Consider the following 18,070-nt stretch of genomic DNA (forward strand, 5'->3'; position numbering starts at 1 on the left):
GACAACGGAGAACCACCAATGACACAAGGAATGGACGGCCCGCACCCGGACGAGCGGATGCGGCCGGAGGGCCGACGGAACTCGCAGGGGATTCGTATCGACCCGGAAGCCGAAGCCACGCACCTGCCGCGCAAGGCGGTGCTGTCGACGCTGGTGAAGCACGAACCCGGCGTGCTCGCCGAGGTCTCCGGCCTCTTCAGCCGCCGGCAGTTCAACATCGAGAGCCTGACCGTCGGCGCCACGGACGACGACGAGGTCGCGCGGATGACCATCGTCATCGAGGAGCCCGAACCGGGCGTCGACCAGGCGAAAAAACAGCTGGCGAAGCTGGTGCCGGTCATCTCGGTCGAGGAACTCGAACCCGAGGCGGTCCAGCGCGAGCTGATCCTCGTGAAGGTCAGCGGCGAGAAACCGGACGACGTGAACGCGGTCGCGGACATGTACGACGGCAGCGTCGTCGACGCCTCGCCGGAGGCCATCACGGTGGAGATCACCGGCAGCCAGCAGAAGATCGAGGCGGCCGTCGCGGCGTTCGACCAGTTCGACGTGCAGGAGGTCGTCCGCACGGGCGCGGCAGCGGTCGAGCGCGGCGCGGACGTGCTCGAAGACGAGCGACGGAAAACGACGAAGGTATCAGACACCCCTGAGACTGCGGAGACAGCTACAGATGACTGACGAATTCACCACGCCCGTCTACGACGACGGCGACGCCGACGAATCGTACATCGAAGACAAGACCGTGGCCGTGCTGGGCTACGGCAGCCAGGGCCACGCGCAGGCCCAGAACCTCGCCGACAGCGGCGTCGACGTGGTCGTCGGCCTCCGCGAGGATTCGAGTTCGCGCCAGGAAGCCGAAGCGGACGGCATCCGCGTCGCGGTGCCCGACGAGGCCGTCGCCGAGGCGGACATCACCGTGATGCTCGTCCCTGACACGGTCCAGCCGGCCGTCTTCGAAGCCGTCAAGGACGGCCTCGACGAGGGCGACACGCTCCAGTTCGCCCACGGGTTCAACATCCACTACGGCCAGATCGAACCCCCGGAGGGCGTCGACGTGACGATGGTCGCCCCGAAGAGCCCCGGGCACCTCGTCCGTCGCACGTACAAGCGCGGCGAGGGGACGCCGGGTCTCATCGCCATCGAGCAGGACGCGACCGGCGCCGCGAAGGAGGAGGCGCTGGCGTACGCGCAGGCCATCGGCTGCGCCCGCGCGGGCGTCATCGAGACGAACTTCCAGGAAGAGGTCGAGACCGACCTGTTCGGCGAGCAGGCCGTTCTCTGCGGCGGCGTCACCGAGATGGTCAAGGCCGGCTTCGAGACGCTGGTCGACGCGGGCTACGCGCCCGAGATGGCCTACTTCGAGTGCCTGAATGAGCTGAAGCTCATTGTCGACCTGATGTACGAGGGCGGCCACATGGGCATGTGGAACTCCGTCTCCGACACCGCCGAGTACGGCGGGCTCACGCGCGGCGAGGAGATCATCGACCGCGACGGGTTCGACGAGATCCTGGAGGGCGTCCAGACCGGCGAGTTCGCCCGCGAGTGGATCAACGAGAACCAGGCGCACCGACCGGCGTACAAGCAGTACCGCGACGCCGAAGCGAACCACCAGATCGAGGAAGTCGGCGAGCGCCTGCGCGGCCTGTTCGCGTGGGACGAAGCCGACGAGTGACGGGACCGACCGGATCAGACAGATGACAGACGACACGACACACACGACCGAAACCGCGACGGACACCGTCGGCGACGCGGCCCCGAAGGCGACGATGGCCGAGTTCAGCCACACCAACCCCCACACCGGGAAGGCCTTCGGCGACGACTTCGCCTTCCAGCGCGGACCAGCAGTGGCCGCCGACGGGGGTGAGCGGAACGCAGTTCCGCGAGCAGCGCGACGCGAAGCGTCGCGTGACGTGCGAGCGGCCGATGGCCGCGAGCAGACCTCGTCGGACCGCAGGTCCGACGGTGGTCGAGCGGACGCAGAAGACGACGGCGAACAGACGATGAGAGACGTCGACCACGAACACCCCGAGGCGGAAGCGGAAGACGCCAATCGCGTCTTCCAGCGGGGTAACGAGGAGCCAGCGGATTCAGTATGAGTCAGGGTACACTATACGACAAGGTCTGGGATCGACACAAGGTAACGACGCTGCCGAACGGACAGGACCAGCTGTTCGTCGGGCTGCACCTCATCCACGAGGTCACGAGCCCGCAGGCGTTCGGCATGCTGCAGGAGCGCGGCCTCGAAGTCGCGCGCCCGGACCTCACCCACGCCACCGTCGACCACATCGTCCCGACGGCCAACCAGGACCGTCCGTACGCCGACGACGCGGCCGAGCGAATGATGGCCGAACTGGAGGAGAACGTCCGCGACGCGGGTATCCAGTTCTCGGACCCGACGACCGGCGACCAGGGCATCGTCCACGTTATCGGGCCGGAGCAGGGGATCACCCAGCCCGGCAAGACCATCGTCTGCGGCGACTCCCACACCTCCACGCACGGCGCGTTCGGCGCGCTCGCGTTCGGGATCGGGACCAGCCAGATCCGCGACGTGCTGGCGACCCAGACCATCGCGATGGAGAAGCAGAAGGTCCGGAAGATCCAGGTCGACGGCGAACTCGGCGAGGGCGTCGAGGCCAAGGACATCATCCTGGAGATCATCCGCCGCCTCGGCACCGAGGGCGGCGTCGGCTACGTCTACGAGTACGCCGGCGAGGCAATCGAGAACCTGGACATGGAAGGGCGGATGTCCATCTGTAACATGTCCATCGAGGGCGGCGCTCGCGCGGGGTACGTCAATCCCGACGAGACCACCTACGAATGGCTGGAGCAGACGGATTACTTCCAGGAGAATCCCGAGAAGTTCGACGAACTGAAACCCTACTGGGAGTCCATCCGCAGCGACGCGGACGCCGAGTACGACGACGTGGTCCGCATCGACGCGAGCGAGCTGGACCCGGTCGTCACCTGGGGGACCACGCCCGGCCAGGGCATCGGCGTCCACGACCCGATCCCGGCCCCCGAGGACCTGGCCGAGGACAAGCAGGACACGGCGCGACGCGCCCAGGAGCACATGCGCGTCGAGCCCGGCGAGACCATGGAGGGGTACGACATCGACGTCGCCTTCCTGGGCTCGTGTACGAACGCCCGCTTGCCCGACCTGCGCCGCGCGGCCCGCATCGTGAAGGGCCGCGAGGTCGCCGACGACGTCCGCGCGATGGTCGTCCCCGGCAGCCAGCGCGTCCAGCGCCAGGCCGAGGAAGAGGGCCTCAAGGACGTCTTCGAGGAGGCCGGCTTCGACTGGCGCAACGCCGGCTGTTCGATGTGCCTCGGCATGAACGAGGACCAGTTGGAGGGCGACGAGGCCTGCGCGTCCTCGTCGAACCGGAACTTCGTCGGCCGCCAGGGGAGCAAGGACGGACGCACCGTCCTGATGAACCCGCGGATGGTGGCCGCCGCGGCCATCACCGGCGAGGTCTCTGACGTGCGCGACCTGAAGGAGGTGAACCTGGCATGAGAAGCGAGACGCGAAGCGTCTCGGAAATGCGAGCGGACGCAGTCCGCGAGCAGTCCGTGCGAGCACGCCAGAGCTCCGCTCTGGGGGTGGTCGCATGACCGACGCCACGGAAGACATCCCGTCGGTCGACTACGTAGAAGGAACGGGCATCCCGATCCGCGGCAACGACATCGACACCGACCAGATCATCCCGGCGCGGTTCATGAAGGTCGTCACCTTCGACGGCCTGGGCGAGTTCGCCTTCTTCGACCTGCGCTTCGACGACGATGACAACGAGAAGGACCACCCGTTCAACGAGGAGCGCTTCCAGGACGCCAACGTCATGGTGGTCAACGCCAACTTCGGCTGCGGATCCTCGCGCGAGCACGCACCGCAGGCGCTCATGCGCTGGGGCATCGACGCGATCATCGGTGAGTCGTTCGCGGAGATCTTCGCGGGCAACTGCCTCGCGCTCGGCATTCCGACGGTGACCGCCGACCACGAGACCATCAACGCGCTCCAGCAGTGGGTCGACGACAACCCCGACGGCGACATCGAGGTCGACGTGCGGGCGGAGACAGTCACGTACGGTGACAACGAGATCAGCGTCAGCGTCGACCGCGCCCAGCGCGAGGCTCTCGTCGAGGGCAACTGGGACACGACCGCGCTGATGAAGGCCAACAAGAACGCGATCGACGAGACAGCTGCGTCGCTGCCGTACGTCGAAAGCGCGGACTGACGGCCCGGATTTCGTTTTCGCGATAGCTTTGCTCCGATCCAGCTCGCGTATCGTTCGCAGCCGGTCGTCCTCGGGGTCTGGCGGTAGATCGGGGGAGTCCGTCTCCGGTCACGGGGATTCCTTGAGCAGGGAGTCTACGTCGTCGCCCAGTGCCGGTGGTAGTCCGCCGTCCGTCGCGTATCGGTACAGCGCGGTCCTGACGACGCCGTCGACAGTGACGTGGACAGCCAGCGCGGTGAACAGCCCGACGACCGGCAAGACGACTGAGAGGGTATAGCCCCCGAGCGGCGGGAGTTCGACGGCGAAGACCCCGAGAGCGGCGACGACCGCGAGGACGATCGCGGCTATCATCCCAGACCAGAAGATTGCCGTTCCGAGAGCACTGGTCCCGACAGCGGCGACGAGCGCTGTGCCCCACTGATGCTCGGCAGCGGTCTGGATCGCTTCGGCCGTTTCGCCGAGCGAGCCGTCGGTCGTCGCCACCGCCGGATAGATGAACACGTTCAGAACCCGCATCGCAGCGGTCGACGTGACCCCGATCACGCCCCCGAACGGGACGGAGTCGCCGGACGACTCGGCGAACATCGTCGCGACGCTGGTCACGAGCGAACCGACGACGACCGTGCCGACTCGGGAGACAGCTCTCCGAAGGCCGGACCCGAGCGCCGGGGAGCAGCCGGCGAACAGTTCGTCGAGTTCGTAGCAGTAGGCGACCATCAGTACACCGAACACGGGCGCGAGGCCGAAGAGGTAGCCCGGGAGAGTGAGCCACACGAGCCGCACGTCGACCAGAAACAGCACGCCGCCGAGCGCGAACGGTAACACGAGCGCGAGCAGGGACGCCGCGAGCGGGTAGACGAGGACCTGTGGCGTCGACAGGACGACTCGGAGCGCGCGGCCCGCGACCGCGGCCTGCGTCCGGAGCCGGCTTATCCGTCCCATTCGTCGCTCCCGTCGTCGTGGGTCTCGGGGCGAATCCCCTGGTTCGGCGACTGAGCGGTGCTGCCCGCCAGATCTCCATCCCAGTGCGTCCGTCGAGTTCGCATCACGCCGCGATGGCTCCCGATGCCTTTTGAACGTTCGCACGTCCCGGCTGGCGATACTCGTCCGCATCACGACCCGTCAACACGAGGGTTCAGCGGGATCTAGTCGAGCCGTCCAACCGACGGGTCTTTCTCCGTGCCGCGATCAGAGCCGAGCGTGCAGCCGTTCGACCTCTCGCATCCGCTCGCGACCGACATGCCCGTCTACCCTGGGACTGAACCGATCGGCGTCGAACGGCGGGCTACCCGCGAAGCGGACGGCTACCAGACGACCAGGCTGGACCTGGACTCCCACGCCGGAACGCACGTCGACGCGCCGGCCCACCTCACAGACGGTCCGTCACTCGACGAGTTCACGCCGGACCGGCTCCGGTTCGAAGCGGCGGCGGTCGACCTCCGGCCCTGCGACCCCCGAGAGCGGGTCGGCGTCGATGCGCTTCGGGATAGCCTCCCGGGTGTCGTCGACCCGGACGAAATAGACCTTCTCGCCGTCGTCACGGGTTGGGACCGTTACTGGGGCGAGGAACGGTACTTCGACCACCCGTATCTCACCGCTGACGCCGCCCGCTGGCTCGCCGAGTGCGAGTGCGACCTCGGTGTCGATACCGTCAATCCGGACCCGACGCCGACCGAAAACGCCGATCCGTCCGAACCCGACGGGTTCCCAGTCCACGAGGCGCTGTTCGACGCCGACCGCCTGATCGTCGAGAACCTCCGCGGTCTCGACCGAGTCCCGAACCACTTCGAACTGCACGCTTATCCGCTCCAGTTCGCGGACGCCGACGCGTCGCCGGTTCGAGCAGTCGCGTACGCGGGTAACGAGGAACGATAAGTCGCGGGCTGCCGTCGCGTCGGCCTGCCGCACATCGACACCCTCTTTTCGGCACCCGCAGGAGATTGCGACATGACTCACGAGATCGCCGTGATCCCCGGCGACGGGATCGGACAGGAAGTGACGCCGGCAGCGGTGGACGTGCTCGAAGCCGTCGACGTCGACTTCGACTTCGTCGAGGGCGAGGCGGGCGACGCCGTGAAGGAGGAGACGGGTGAGGCGCTGCCAGCCGAAACCCGCGAACTCGCCGCCGACGCCGACGCGACGCTGTTCGGCGCCGCGGGCGAGACGGCGGCCGACGTGATCCTCCCGCTGCGCGAGGTCGTCGGCTCGTTCGCCAACGTCCGCCCCGCCCGCTCGTACCCCGGGCTCGACGCGGTCCAGCCGGACACCGACCTCGTGTTCATCCGGGAGAACACCGAGGGCGTCTACGCCGGTATCGAGGCGGAGATCGACGACGGCGTGCGGACGCTGACCCGCGTGATCACCGAAGACGCCTCCCGGGAGATCGCCGAGTTCGGCTTCCGCTACGCGAAGCAGAACGGCTTCGACGACGTGACCATCGCCCACAAGGCGAACGTCATGCGCCAGACCGACGGACTGTTCCTCGAAACCGCCCAGGAAGTGGGCGACTCGTTCGACGCCGACTACGACACGGCGCTGATGGACGCGCTGGCGATGCATCTGGTCATGCATCCCGAGGACTACGGCGTCGTCATCTGCCCCAATCTCGCCGGCGACATGCTCTCGGACCTCGCCGCGGGCCTCGTCGGCGGGCTCGGCCTGCTCCCGAGCGCGAACGTCGGCGAGGAGAACGCCCTGTTCGAGCCCGTCCACGGCTCGGCTCCGGACATCGCCGGTGAGGGGATCGCCAATCCTTCCGCGATGATCCTCTCTGCGGCGATGCTGCTGGACCACCTGGGCTACGGCGACGAGGCGACCGCCGTCCGCGACGCTGTCGAAGGCGTCCTCGACTCCGGGCCGCGGACGCCCGACCTCGGCGGCGACGCCTCGACGGACGAGGTCACCGAGGCCGTCGTCGAACGGCTCTGAATCGCCGGCGCCCGCCGCTGTTCGAACGCGGGACCGAACGACCCCGTGGCGTCCCGGAGACGAAATTCTCTCACCGGACACGCTGCTGACCGCCTATCAACAGCTGGACTCGACGAGGAGCCGATCGAGGGACAGGTCAGGCTCGAGGGGGACGACGAATCCGACGAGGTGCTCTCAAACGCGCTCGTCAACGGCTACGAAGTGGACGGGCTGGCGCTGTTCACCAGCGAGCGAAGCGACCGGGCGCGGGTGTGGCCGACGGGCCGCGACGGCGGTCGTCGACCGTCGGCGTCACTCTCGGGCGAGGACGCAGACCTCTTCCCACTTGCCGCGCGATTCGAGTTTCTCCTGCAGGTCGCCGGCGTACATCTGCGCCATCTCCTCGGCGGCGGCCAGTTGCTCCCTGTCGACGCCGCCGCCACCGCCGCCGAGCCCGAGGGCGTCTTTGACGCCGTCGAGCAGACCGCCCGAGTCGTCGGACGGTCGGCCGCCGCTGGCGCCGACCATCCCACTCGCGCGGTCGACGTTGTCCAGTTCGGGGACGATGCTCTCGACCTTGCTCGTGTTCGCGACGAGTCGCGCCGTTTCGGGGTCCCCGGGGTTCTCGATCTCGAACTCGACGGCGGTCATGATGAGGCCCCACTGCTGGCGCGAGAAGTTCGAGGCCGCGACCTTCTCGGCGAACTCCTGGTCGACCTGCATCCGTTCGCCGACGATCCGGTCACTCCAGTCGCTGTCGCTCATGCGTTGGCGTTAGACCCTCTCCGGTATGTATCTCCCGCTCGTGGAACTATCGATTCGGGAAACTGCTCCGCGAGTCCTCTCAGCTGCCGTTGCTCTCTCCGCTGGATTCGACGCCCAGCGCGTCGAAGAGCTTCTTCCGCACGGCTTCCTCGGTGAGCTGCAGGAGCGTCTCGCGGTTGTCCTCGCTGGTTTCGATGCCGGTGAAGATGCCCAGCGGGATCTCCACGGCGGCGTCGGTAGAGTGGCCCTTCGCCTCGCCCATCTCGCCGAAGGCGTCGTCGAGGACCTTCCCGATGTTCATCCGGATGTCCTTCGACCGGGCGGCGAGGTAGATGGTGTCGTCGGCGATAGCGAAGACGGCGGTGGTCGTGATCCCTTCGAGATTGAGGAGGTGCTGGGCGGCCTGGGCGAGCGCGTCGCGGTCGCGGATGAACCCCGCGTTCGAGACGAGGTGGCTCCCGCTGACCTCCCGGTTGCGGATGGCCTCGGCGAGCACGTCCAGCGTCTCGGGGGACATCGACGGCGACTCGACCTGTTCGAGCGTGTCGTGATCGGCGAAGGGGTAGAGATAGGCGGCGGCGGTGAGGTCGGCGGGCGTGGTGTCGCGCTTGAAGTCCAGGGTCTCGGCGCGGATGCCGTACAGCAGAGCTGTCGCGACCTCCTGGCTGAGATTCAGGTCGAGTTCCTGGATGTACTTGGTCAGGATGGTCGAGGTGGCCGAGACGTTCGAGCGGACGTCCTCGAAGCGGGCGTCGAGGTCCTCGTTCTCGTGTTCGTAGTGGTCGACGAGGATGTCGATGTCGTCCGCCGCCGGCACGCCGCCTTTGGCGTAGTCGACGAGCGCGACGGTGTCGTACTCGTCCATGTCGACGTCGTCGCGGGAGACGAGGTCGATGCCGAGCAGGTTGACGAACGCGCGATTTTCCTGGTGGCCGACCTCGCCCTCGTAGATGATGTCGGCCTCCACGTTGCGGCTGGCGGCGATGTCTCGGAGTGCGGCCGCGCTGGCGATGGAGTCGGGATCGGGGCTGCGGTGGACGAGGATCGCCATGCGGCCGTCGGTGTCGTCGATGACCTCGGCGAGGTTGCGCGCCTTGTACTCGAGTTCGCCGGTCTCCAGCGCGCGCAGCGCGGAGTCGGCGATGACGGCAGACGGGTTGATCACCACGTCGGCGCCGAGTTCGGTGAGTTCGTCGGCGGAGACCGGGTCCGAGGCGCGCGCGACGATGAAGTGGTCGCCGCCCCGGCCGCGGATGTTCCCGACGGCGGCGGAGTTGGCCTCGACGTCGGACGACATGATCAGGACGACGTCGCAGTCGGCGACCTCGTCGACGACCGACTCGTCGCGGATGTCCGCGACGTTGGCGTCGAGGTCCTGGTCGCGGAGCGCTTCCACGCGGCCCTCGTCGCGGTCGATGATCTCGACCTCTTTGCCCTCGCTGACGAGTTCCTCGGCGACGGCGTGGCCCACGCTCCCACACCCGAGGATGGCGTAGCGAGACATCGACGCCATCGTGATGCCGGTGCTCATCGTGTCACCGTACATGGCCACGAGACATATAATTCCCCACATTCCGCCGCGTGGCGTCCCCGAACAGTAACCGTTATCAACCAACCTCCGTAAGTCGAATTCGAGGGCCGGTAGCTCAGTCCGGCAGAGCGTCTGACTCTTAATCAGACGGTCGAGGGTTCAAATCCCTTCCGGCCCGTTTCTGACGTGAACTACCCGCGAGCACCGCGTAGCGTGTGCTCGCAATCCGTGAACGTCGAACAGGGGTCGAAGGATTTGAACGAGACGAGTCACAGCCCGGGAAGCGAGCGCAGCGAGCGACCCGGAATGTCTCGGCGTGGTTCAAATCCCTTCCGGCCCGCTTCATCTGGCGCTCGCAACCCGCGAGCGCCTGCTGTGCGTCACGGAGGGATTCGAAGTAGACCAGACGCGCGCAGCGTAGCGAGCACGTCTGAGCGCGGTTCAAATCCCGGGAGACGCGACGCGTCTCCCGACCTTCGCGGAACCGGCGGTTTCGTTCAGTCCCTTCCGGCCCGTTTCTGCCGTGAACTGTCCGCGAGCACCGTACAGCACGCCTCCCATGAACGACGTTCCGTCGAGGCTCACCGCTCGGAACGCGGTTCGACGTTCTGGTTCAGGTGGAACAGGTTCCCGGGGTCGTACTCAGTCTTGACGTCGACGAGGCGGTCGTAGTTCTCGCCGTAGAGGAGGCGAGCGGGTTCGTCGTCGAGTCCCGGGAAGTTGCCGTATCGGCCGGTCGCGACGGGCAGCGATTCGAGTTCTTCGAACCCCTCGCGGACCCACGCGGAGTTGGCGTCGTCGGCCGCGGGGTCCTCCCAGTTGGCCTCGAAGTTGACCATGAACAGTTTGTCGCGGTGCCAGAACGCGGTGGCGTCCTGCGGCACGTCACTCACCGCCCCGCCGAGGTGCCAGATGTCGATGGTCGAGAGTTTCGAGGGAGCGGTCTCGTTGTACCGGAGCACGATATCGACCACCTCGTCGGTCAGGTCGGTGAGGAAGATGGACTTCCAGTAGTAGCGCAGTCCGTCGGGGTAGTCCTCGTCGAGCAGCGACTGGAGGCTCTCGTACGGCATCGGTCCGCTGAGGTCGGCGATGGGCGTCGCAGCCTCCGCGAGCGGTCGAAACACCGATCCCGGATCGTCGCTCTCACCGCGGGCGGACCCGAGAAGCGCCAGCGCGGGTTCGTTTCGGGCGGTCTCGGGGAACTCGTCGAGTTCCGGGACGTGGCCGGCGAAGGGGAGGACGCCGGCTGTCCGCGGCGCGTCGGGCGCCCAGTCCTCGAACCGCTCCAGGACGGCGGGCGCGTCGTCGGCGTGGAACCACACGAAGAAGACGGAGATCTCCGGACCGACCTCGTGGAGGGCGTATTCGAAGGACGTGACGACGCCGAAGTTGCCGCCGCCGCCGCGGATCGCCCAGAACAGGTCCTCGTGCTCGCCCTCGCTCGCCGTCCGGACTTCTCCGTCGGCGGTCACGACGTCGGCGGAGACGAGGTTGTCGGCGGCGAGGCCGAACTCGCGCGAGAGGTGGCCGTAGCCGCCGTTGAGCGTGAGGCCCGCGATGCCGGTCTCCGAGACCGCACCCAGCGCGGTCGCCAGGCCGAACAGTTGCGTCTCGTGGTCCACGTCGCCGAGCGTCGCCCCGCCCTCGGCGCGAACGGTCCCGGCCTCGCGGTCGACGCGGACCCCCGTCATCTCCGAGAGGTCGAGCATCAGGCCGCCCTCGGTGACAGCCTTCCCCGCGACGTTGTGGCCGCCGCCGCGAACCGAGAGTTCGACGCCGGTCTCCCTCGCGAAGTCGACCGCCGCGACGACGTCCGCCGTTCCCGTTGCGCGGACGACTGCGCCCGGTTCGCGGTCGATCATCCCGTTCCAGACCGCCCGCGCCTCGTCGTATCCCGGTTCGCCGGGATACAGCATCGCTCCCCTCGTTTCCGCGTCGAGTCGTTCGAGGCGCTGTTCCGATACTTCGTCGGCCTCGGATAGATCTGACGACATTGTCGATCAGTCCGGACGGTACGCCACGTGATCGGATAGTTATAGACTGCCGGCCGCTCCGTGCGCGGAGTAACCGCGGACGACTCGGCGATAGCGATACGTCCGCCGTGTCGCGACCGGCCGGAACCGTCCCCGGGCCGGGATCGGGCGGCACGGCGAGACCGGACCGACCTGCGTCCGGGTAGGTTCGGATTCAACCCGGATAGGCGGCACCTATTTTTCAGGGCGTCGGTGTTCGATCACAGCAGACAGTCGCGGATCCGCCGCGACGCGACTCATGGAACGGAGCGAATCGGACGCGGCGGCGACGGGTCGCCCCTGGCGGTCGCGGACAGTACAGGCGGTTCTGGTCAGCACCGCGCTCGCGCCGCTCGGCGTGCCGCTGATCAGTCCCGGACTGTCGGTGTTCCGGGACGCGTTCGGCGTCTCGGACGCGCAGGCCGGGCTGCTCGTCAGCGGGTACTTCGTCGTGGGCATCGTACTCTCGCCGTTCATCGGCATCCTGACGGACCGGGTCGGCCGAAAGCGCGTTCTCGTCGCGGGACTGCTCGCGTTCGGTGTTCTCGGCGGCGCGATGGCGTTCGCGCCGACGTTCGAAGTCGTACTGGCGCTTCGGGTACTGCAGGGGACCGGCGCCGCGGCGATCTTCATCGCGACCGTGACGATCATCGGCGATATGTTCGACGGCCCCCAGCGGAACGCGGTCCTCGGCCTCAACGTCGCCGTCCTCTCGTCGACCGCCGCGGTGTTCCCCGTCCTCGGCGGTGTGCTCGTGACGATCCGGTGGGAGGCCCCGTTTCTCGCGTACTTCGCCGCGATACCGGTCGCGCTGTTCGTCCTCGTCGCGCTCCCCGAGCCCGCGCGCGCCTCCGGAGGGGGAGGTGTAGCGTACCTTCGGGAGGCGTTCCGGGCGATAGCGGTTCCCCGGGTCATCGGGCTGTTCGCCGCGACCTTTCTCACAGAGGCGCTCGCGTTCGGCGTCGTCTTCACCGCCGTGCCGTTTCTGCTGGACGACGTGCTGTCGCCGGTCCTCGTCGGCGTCGTGTTGCTGGCGGCCGAGGTGGCGTCGACCGTCGTGGCCGCCGCCAGCGGGCAGTTCGCGCGCCGGCTGACGAGCGGCCGGATCGTCGCCCTCGGGTTCGGCTGTTACGGCGTCGGGTTCGTCGGCGCCTGGGCCGCGTCGGAACCGACGGCGTTCGCCGTCTCGCTCGTCGTCGCCGGCGCCGGGATCGGGCTGTTACTCCCGGCTATCGACGCCGCCGTGAGCGAGCAGATCCCGCCGGGATACCGGGCCGGCGCGTTCAGCCTCCGGAACAGCACGACGTTCCTCGGTCGAGCGACCGGCCCGATAGTCTTCACCGGTCTCGCGAGCACCACCGCGCTCGGATACGAACCGCTCTTGCTCGGCGCCGGGGTCGTCGCGGGCACCGTCGCGCTGCTGACGCTCATGGCGACTCGAACGCCCACCGCAGAAGGCAGCGATTGAACGCGATCCGAGACGCGCCACCGGGCGGTCGTCCCGTCGACGGCTCGCCCCCGTCAGTGCCACTCGAACAGCGCGAGGGCATCTCCCTCAGGGACCGAGACCCACGCTTCGTCTCGGGCGATGTCGGCGACGACGAACCTGGCGCTCCCGTCCGCCTCGTCGACCGTCGCGACGACCTCCGGCCCGTCCGTCGCCCCTCCGCGAGGCGACCGCGAATCGGTGCTCATAGACAGACGTGCTCCGCACACTGTATTGAATATTTTGGTTCTAGACGGAATAGTGTGCCGTACATCCACCATCGGGGCGGGTAACTACTGTAGTGTCTTCAAATCGTCTCCAAATGTGTACGCGACTGATCGATAATGTAGGATTGGTGCCGGTGACGAGACAAGTGTGCGATTCGTCGAGGGAGGACTGGAAATCAGTCACTACGCGCCGCTCTCGACGAAACGCAGAACGGGAAGTCGTCTACTGGTTGATGCCGTAGACGTCGCCGGACCAGTCGCGGGCGGGATGGTCGTAGACGGGGTGGTCGCGGTCGCGGTCGTCGAGCGCCGCGAGGTCCTCGTCGTCGAGCGACCAGTCGAACAGATCGAAGTTCGAGCGAATGTGGTCGGGCGAGGAGGACTTCGGGAGCGCGACGATATCGCGGTCGATCGCCCACTTGAGAACGATCTGCGCGGCACTCCTGTCGTATCGGTCTGCCAACTCCTGGACGACCTCGTCCTCGAAGACTTCGGTCCTGCCGAGCGGCGCAGCGGCCTCGACGACGGTGTCGGTCTCGCGGCAGTAGTCGACGAGGTCGGGTCGCTGGAACCAGGGGTGGAACTCGATCTGGTTGACGGCGATGGGCACGTCAGCGACGTGGTGAGCGCAGCTCAGCTGGTAGGCGCTGAAGTTCGAGACGCCCACGTTCTTCACCAGCCCCTCGTCGTGCAGCGTCGCCATCGCGTCGAGCGACTCCCGCAGCGAGACGGCTGGGTTGGGCCAGTGGATGAGATACAGGTCAAGATGGTCGGTGCCGAGCCGGTCGAGAGAGTCCCGACACGACTCGATCAGCGAGTCGTAGTTCAGGTTCTTCGGGAGGACCTTCGACGTGAGGAAGAACTCGTCGCGGTCGTACTCCGCGAGCACCTCGCCGATCTCCGCTTCGTTCTTGTACCCCTCGGCCGTGTCGACGTGGGTGTATCCGGCGTCGAGGGCGGTGCGGACGCCCTCTTTGACCGTCTCGCCGCCGATGTCCCACGTGCCGAAGCCGAGTTGCGGGAGTTCGTCGCCGCTCGGGAGCGTCTTCGTCGGAACCGTCGTCATAGAACTGTCACCGACTCGCCGTTGGGCGGGTACCGGGTTCAAATTACTGGTCCCCGGCGTTCTCTCCGGATCGTTCTCGGTGACGTCGATACGGCACCTGTCGCTGGAACTCGTCCGGCCCGCTCGGTCACGGTTCGCGTCCGAACGCTGCGATGACCGTATCCCAACGATTATGCGCGACGGTCGACCTCTCTGTGAGGTATGGACGATCGGGTCTCGCGACGCGAGGCGTTAGTGGGTCTATCGGCTGTGTCTGCCGCGCTCTCTGGATGCTCTGTCCTGGGGAACTCCGAGGACGACTCGATCCGAGACAGCGACGGCGACGGTGTCATCGACAGCGAAGACTACGCGCCCAACGACGCCGCCGTCCAGGAGAAGTCCGATCTCACCGGCGGGACTCCGAGACCGAAGGTGACGCCAGCCAGAACGACAGACCTGAACGACGGGTCTGACACGGGAGCGTCGTCGCCGTCACCAACCCGGCCGCGGACTCCGACGCCGACGCCGACTCCGACCCAGTCACCGACTCCGAGTCCCACCCGGACGCCGACGGCATCTCCGACACCGACCGCATCGCCGACGCCGACGCGGACAGAACCGGCGTCCGATCCGACCTACTCGTTTGCGGTCGCCGACGACTACTGGGACGGGGTCTCCTCGATCACCGCCTACGGCGTCGACGAAGTCGCGGCCGAGGTTTACGAGTCCGACGTCGACGTCGAATACACCGACGCCAGGCTCCGGGTGACGGTCTCGGAGTTTCCCCGCGAGCGAACCGTCGCCCGGAACACCAGCACCGAGTTCGCGCTGACCGACGAGGGATCGGACGTCAGGGTCTCGCTCGACCGGGAAGCGCTCCCGACGGAGACGCGGCTGGAAGTCTCCGCGTTCGTGGTCCCGGACAGGCCCGACGGGGAGACGTCCACCGACGAGTGGGCGTATCTCATGTCCACCGACCCGTTCGAACTCCGGGAACCCGACCGAGGGATGGTGCGGTCGCCGCACCCCGACGGGCTGGACGCCGACTCCGGCGACGCCTTCGACCGGAATCTCGTCGAGGGCGCGTACGACCTCGAACTCTCGGGGCGGACGAACGGGGCCGACTGGACCTCTCGGCTGATCGTCTGGAAGGCCGCGTACGCCGAGGCCGTCGAACGCTCGCGCGGCAGGTCCCGGCCGGAGTACGTCGACTTCGAACTCACCGAGGGGATCGGCCGCGAACTGGCAACCATCCTCGACTCCGACGCCGAGGACATCGGATTCACGGGGAGCAGGGAGAAGGTCGACTTCGTGATCGACTTCGTCCAGCGGCTCCCGTACGTCACCGACGACGCGAGCAAGGGGTTCGACGACTACACCAAGTTCATCGCCGAGACCGTCGTCGAGGCCGAGGGCGACTGCGAGGACACGGCGATCATGCTCGCCGCTATCCTCGAAGCGGATCCGTTCGGCTACGACACGATACTCATCCAGCCGCCGGGTCACATGGCCTGCGGCATCTACCAGGAGGACCCCGAGGGCTGGTACTGGGAGCTCGACGGCCGGACGTACTCCTACGTCGAACCGACCGGCGAGGGGTGGGACATCGGCGACTGCCCCGAGGAGTACCAGGGCGTCGACGCGACGCTCCATCAGGTGTAGCCAGGGGGCCAGCCCGTCGTTCGTCTGCGTGTCGTGCTGTTTCTCGGAATCTTCGGGTCGTTTCACGCCCGCGCGTCGGTGCGAAGGTTGCGCCTGACTGCCTGAATTCTGACCTGTGCGGCGCTTTCCTCCTCTCTGCGGGCGAGTTTGGAGGGGGTGTCTCCGCGTGAGAGATCGCTCTCCCGAAAATTCAGCTCTGCCGATTCAGACGTGATCGGATTCGATACTCGATCTCTCCTCGACGAGATCAGTCGCTACGTTATTCCTCCTCAACCATCTCCGTGGTCTCCGGCTCTACGGGAATCCCGATTCGTCGACCGACCCCGAACGCCGCGCCCTGATAGAGTCCACGGACGTGTTTGCCGGGCTCGTACAGCAACGTGAAGATCAGGTTCCCGTCGTAGCAAACGCTGTTGGTGAACGCGAGATCGCCGTAGACGTACTGCTCCCGGTCGTCGGGGTGCTCCGGCAAGTCGACCATCACCGCGACGGTTTCGAGTAAATCCTTCTCCAGGGCTTCGTAGTCGTCGCCCAGCTCTCCCAGCGTCGAGAGCGGGTCCCCCGGTGCGTGGTGAGCGCAGCCGACTACGTCGTCGGTGACCAGCGTCACCTCCTCCGGATGCTCCACGAATAGCTCGAACCCGAGCGTTCCGTCGACGTAGTAGGTGACGTTCAACTGCGACACTGCTAACGGGAGGCCGCTGGTGATCTCGACGAACTCGTCGCTAGGGTCTTTGGTAGCTAACAGCGTCCGGAGAGCCGCCTGTATCTGCGGCTGCGTATCCTCGGCCAGCACACGGTCTCCCGTCCACGATTCTCCTAATTCCACCTGTCTCTCGGTTGCCATCGCACTCTGAGCCACGACGGGGTACCGAAAAGAGGCCAGCCTAGTCCGGAGTGGAAGTGAAAGTAAAATCACGCCCAGTACCGAGAGACGTCAAATCGGTTGAAGTATCTGCCCGCAAGGGACTCACGGGACGCAGAACGTGGACGCCACGGACTATCTGAAAAGACAGGAGTCTCAGCTGGCAACCGCCGCGGTCGATTCCATCGCTCCCGGATGATATTTAGCGTTTAGCGGTTTTGTCGGCGGTATTCGGCGTGATCTCGATTTTCTTCGGTATCCTCATCGCGAAGGCTACGCCAGTCATCAAAACCGGCCAGTCGACCTCTCGATTCCGGGGCGATGACGCCGAGATATCGAAGCTCCCTCACGCCATTCGAGGAGCCACTGCAAACTGAATTCGGACGCAACAACTGACACTGGAAACGGAGTCTGTCGCAACGCAGGAGAACTGCGGAACAGATCAGAATTCCCATATCGTCGTTGGACAATCGAGACACATGACAACTCTCGTTGCAGTTCGACACGGTGAGACCACGTGGAACCGGAAGGGGCGATTGCAAGGATGGGCGCCTGCTCCACTCACTGCCCTCGGTCGAGAGCAAGCCGGCCGACTCGGCGCAGCACTCTCAGACGGATATGATATCGACCGTGTTCTGTCGTCAGACCTGCGTCGGACGGAGGAGACGGTAGAAATCCTGCTCGAACACTTCGACGCGCCCGTCGCGTTCGAATCAGCGTGGCGCGAACGTGACATCGGTGTCCACCAGGGCTTGGCGGTCGATCAGATGTCGGAGCGGTTCCCCGAGTACGACCTCGGAGAGACTGGCCCAGACGCAGCGCACCGACGGCCGGAAAGCGGTGAAAGTCTCGTCGATGTTCGCGACCGTGTCCTCGAGGGGTGGGAGACAACACTTGCCGAGTGTGAATCGCGTGAGACCATCCTCATCGCGACTCACGGTGGCCCCATTCGCTTGCTTCTCGGGCACGTGAAGGACCTCGATATCGTCGAAACGATCATGGACCAATCACAGGGGAACTGCTCGATCACCGAGTTCGAGTTCGACCACGAGACAGGTGCGGCGAGGATCGTTCGCGAGAACGATACCAGTCACTGCTGAATCGCCCGCCTCAGTTGCACGGCATGACAGCGGCCATCATACCACGAGTAACCCCAATATATCGGAAGGGTTCGGGCGTATTGTGACCCCCCCGAGACGTGCTCGCTTCGCTACGCGCGCGCCTCGTCTGCTTCAAACCGCCCTCATGAACGGTCCTGCCGCTCACGGATTGTTCGCAGCAGGACATGGGTTCGGGCGGAACTATTTCGCACCCCGTACGGTTTCTTCCCCTCCGGGT

The 18,070-nt window shown here is 66.4% G+C and carries 17 protein-coding genes and 1 tRNA gene; 11 read left to right on the top strand and 7 right to left on the bottom strand.

What is annotated here, in order from left to right; all coding sequences use genetic code 11:
• The first annotated feature begins 18 nt into the window (after nucleotides 1-18).
• From ilvN to leuD, 5 genes are all read left to right on the top strand, one after another.
• Nucleotides 19-675, top strand: coding sequence for an acetolactate synthase small subunit (gene ilvN / locus ACMGFH_RS04490; protein WP_415381593.1), 657 nt, complete (start codon nucleotides 19-21; stop codon nucleotides 673-675).
• Complete coding sequence (gene ilvC, locus ACMGFH_RS04495) at nucleotides 668-1,669, top strand: ketol-acid reductoisomerase (RefSeq protein WP_415381594.1); 1,002 nt, start codon at nucleotides 668-670, stop codon at nucleotides 1,667-1,669. Before ilvN ends, ilvC begins: the two co-directional genes overlap by 8 nt.
• A 22-nt stretch (nucleotides 1,670-1,691) precedes the next feature.
• Nucleotides 1,692-2,093, top strand: coding sequence for a hypothetical protein (locus ACMGFH_RS04500; protein ID WP_415381595.1), 402 nt, complete (start codon nucleotides 1,692-1,694; stop codon nucleotides 2,091-2,093).
• Nucleotides 2,090-3,511 (top strand): 3-isopropylmalate dehydratase large subunit, encoded by a 1,422-nt coding sequence (leuC, locus tag ACMGFH_RS04505; protein WP_415381596.1) that lies wholly within the window; start codon nucleotides 2,090-2,092, stop codon nucleotides 3,509-3,511. The genes ACMGFH_RS04500 and leuC overlap by 4 nt, the downstream gene beginning before the upstream one ends.
• Before the next feature lie 94 nt (nucleotides 3,512-3,605).
• Nucleotides 3,606-4,229, top strand: coding sequence for a 3-isopropylmalate dehydratase small subunit (gene leuD, locus ACMGFH_RS04510; RefSeq protein WP_415381597.1), 624 nt, complete (start codon nucleotides 3,606-3,608; stop codon nucleotides 4,227-4,229).
• 108 nt (nucleotides 4,230-4,337) lie between these two features.
• Here leuD and ACMGFH_RS04515 read toward each other — a convergent pair whose 3' ends face one another.
• Nucleotides 4,338-5,171 carry a hypothetical protein gene (locus ACMGFH_RS04515; RefSeq protein ID WP_415381598.1) on the bottom strand — a complete coding sequence of 278 codons (834 nt, stop codon included), beginning with the start codon at nucleotides 5,169-5,171 and terminating at the stop codon, nucleotides 4,338-4,340.
• A 258-nt stretch (nucleotides 5,172-5,429) separates the two neighbouring features.
• Between ACMGFH_RS04515 and ACMGFH_RS04520 the strand changes: the two genes are divergently transcribed.
• The gene (locus ACMGFH_RS04520) at nucleotides 5,430-6,104 is read left to right on the top strand and encodes a cyclase family protein (protein ID WP_415381599.1); all 675 of its coding nucleotides are present in this window, start codon (nucleotides 5,430-5,432) and stop codon (nucleotides 6,102-6,104) included.
• Between the two features lie 72 nt (nucleotides 6,105-6,176).
• The gene (locus ACMGFH_RS04525) at nucleotides 6,177-7,157 is read left to right on the top strand and encodes an isocitrate/isopropylmalate dehydrogenase family protein (protein ID WP_415381600.1); all 981 of its coding nucleotides are present in this window, start codon (nucleotides 6,177-6,179) and stop codon (nucleotides 7,155-7,157) included.
• 291 nt (nucleotides 7,158-7,448) lie between these two features.
• Here ACMGFH_RS04525 and ACMGFH_RS04530 read toward each other — a convergent pair whose 3' ends face one another.
• Together ACMGFH_RS04530 and ACMGFH_RS04535 are read right to left on the bottom strand one after the other, a co-directional pair.
• A complete protein-coding gene (locus ACMGFH_RS04530) occupies nucleotides 7,449-7,901 on the bottom strand; it encodes a DUF5799 family protein (protein ID WP_415381602.1) in 453 nt (150 codons plus the stop codon).
• 79 nt (nucleotides 7,902-7,980) lie between these two features.
• A complete protein-coding gene (locus ACMGFH_RS04535; RefSeq protein WP_415381603.1) occupies nucleotides 7,981-9,432 on the bottom strand; it encodes a DHH family phosphoesterase in 1,452 nt (483 codons plus the stop codon).
• Between the two features lie 104 nt (nucleotides 9,433-9,536).
• Between ACMGFH_RS04535 and ACMGFH_RS04540 the strand changes: the two genes are divergently transcribed.
• A tRNA-Lys gene (locus ACMGFH_RS04540) sits at nucleotides 9,537-9,610 on the top strand.
• 403 nt (nucleotides 9,611-10,013) lie between these two features.
• Here ACMGFH_RS04540 and ACMGFH_RS04545 read toward each other — a convergent pair.
• Nucleotides 10,014-11,429: an FAD-binding oxidoreductase gene (locus ACMGFH_RS04545; protein WP_415381604.1), complete on the bottom strand. Its 1,416-nt coding sequence runs from the start codon at nucleotides 11,427-11,429 to the stop codon at nucleotides 10,014-10,016.
• Between the two features lie 277 nt (nucleotides 11,430-11,706).
• On the opposite strand from ACMGFH_RS04545, the gene ACMGFH_RS04550 reads away from it, so the two are divergent.
• A complete protein-coding gene (locus ACMGFH_RS04550) occupies nucleotides 11,707-12,915 on the top strand; it encodes an MFS transporter (protein ID WP_415381605.1) in 1,209 nt (402 codons plus the stop codon).
• Between the two features lie 53 nt (nucleotides 12,916-12,968).
• Here the strand turns inward: ACMGFH_RS04550 and ACMGFH_RS04555 are convergent, their stop codons facing one another.
• Both ACMGFH_RS04555 and ACMGFH_RS04560 read right to left on the bottom strand, forming a co-directional pair.
• Nucleotides 12,969-13,142 carry a hypothetical protein gene (locus ACMGFH_RS04555; protein ID WP_415381606.1) on the bottom strand — a complete coding sequence of 58 codons (174 nt, stop codon included), beginning with the start codon at nucleotides 13,140-13,142 and terminating at the stop codon, nucleotides 12,969-12,971.
• A 241-nt stretch (nucleotides 13,143-13,383) separates the two neighbouring features.
• Complete coding sequence (locus ACMGFH_RS04560) at nucleotides 13,384-14,226, bottom strand: aldo/keto reductase (RefSeq protein ID WP_415381607.1); 843 nt, start codon at nucleotides 14,224-14,226, stop codon at nucleotides 13,384-13,386.
• Between the two features lie 201 nt (nucleotides 14,227-14,427).
• Between ACMGFH_RS04560 and ACMGFH_RS04565 the strand changes: the two genes are divergently transcribed.
• Nucleotides 14,428-15,867 carry a hypothetical protein gene (locus ACMGFH_RS04565; protein WP_415381609.1) on the top strand — a complete coding sequence of 480 codons (1,440 nt, stop codon included), beginning with the start codon at nucleotides 14,428-14,430 and terminating at the stop codon, nucleotides 15,865-15,867.
• 259 nt (nucleotides 15,868-16,126) lie between these two features.
• Here ACMGFH_RS04565 and ACMGFH_RS04570 read toward each other — a convergent pair whose 3' ends face one another.
• The gene (locus tag ACMGFH_RS04570; protein WP_415381610.1) at nucleotides 16,127-16,663 is read right to left on the bottom strand and encodes a hypothetical protein; all 537 of its coding nucleotides are present in this window, start codon (nucleotides 16,661-16,663) and stop codon (nucleotides 16,127-16,129) included.
• Nucleotides 16,664-17,211: 548 nt separating this feature from the next.
• On the opposite strand from ACMGFH_RS04570, the gene ACMGFH_RS04575 reads away from it, so the two are divergent.
• Nucleotides 17,212-17,832 (top strand): histidine phosphatase family protein, encoded by a 621-nt coding sequence (locus tag ACMGFH_RS04575; protein ID WP_415381611.1) that lies wholly within the window; start codon nucleotides 17,212-17,214, stop codon nucleotides 17,830-17,832.
• Nucleotides 17,833-18,070 lie beyond the last annotated feature (238 nt).

It is taken from the genome of Halosimplex rarum (assembly GCF_047715405.1).
Lineage (GTDB): Archaea > Halobacteriota > Halobacteria > Halobacteriales > Haloarculaceae > Halosimplex > Halosimplex rarum.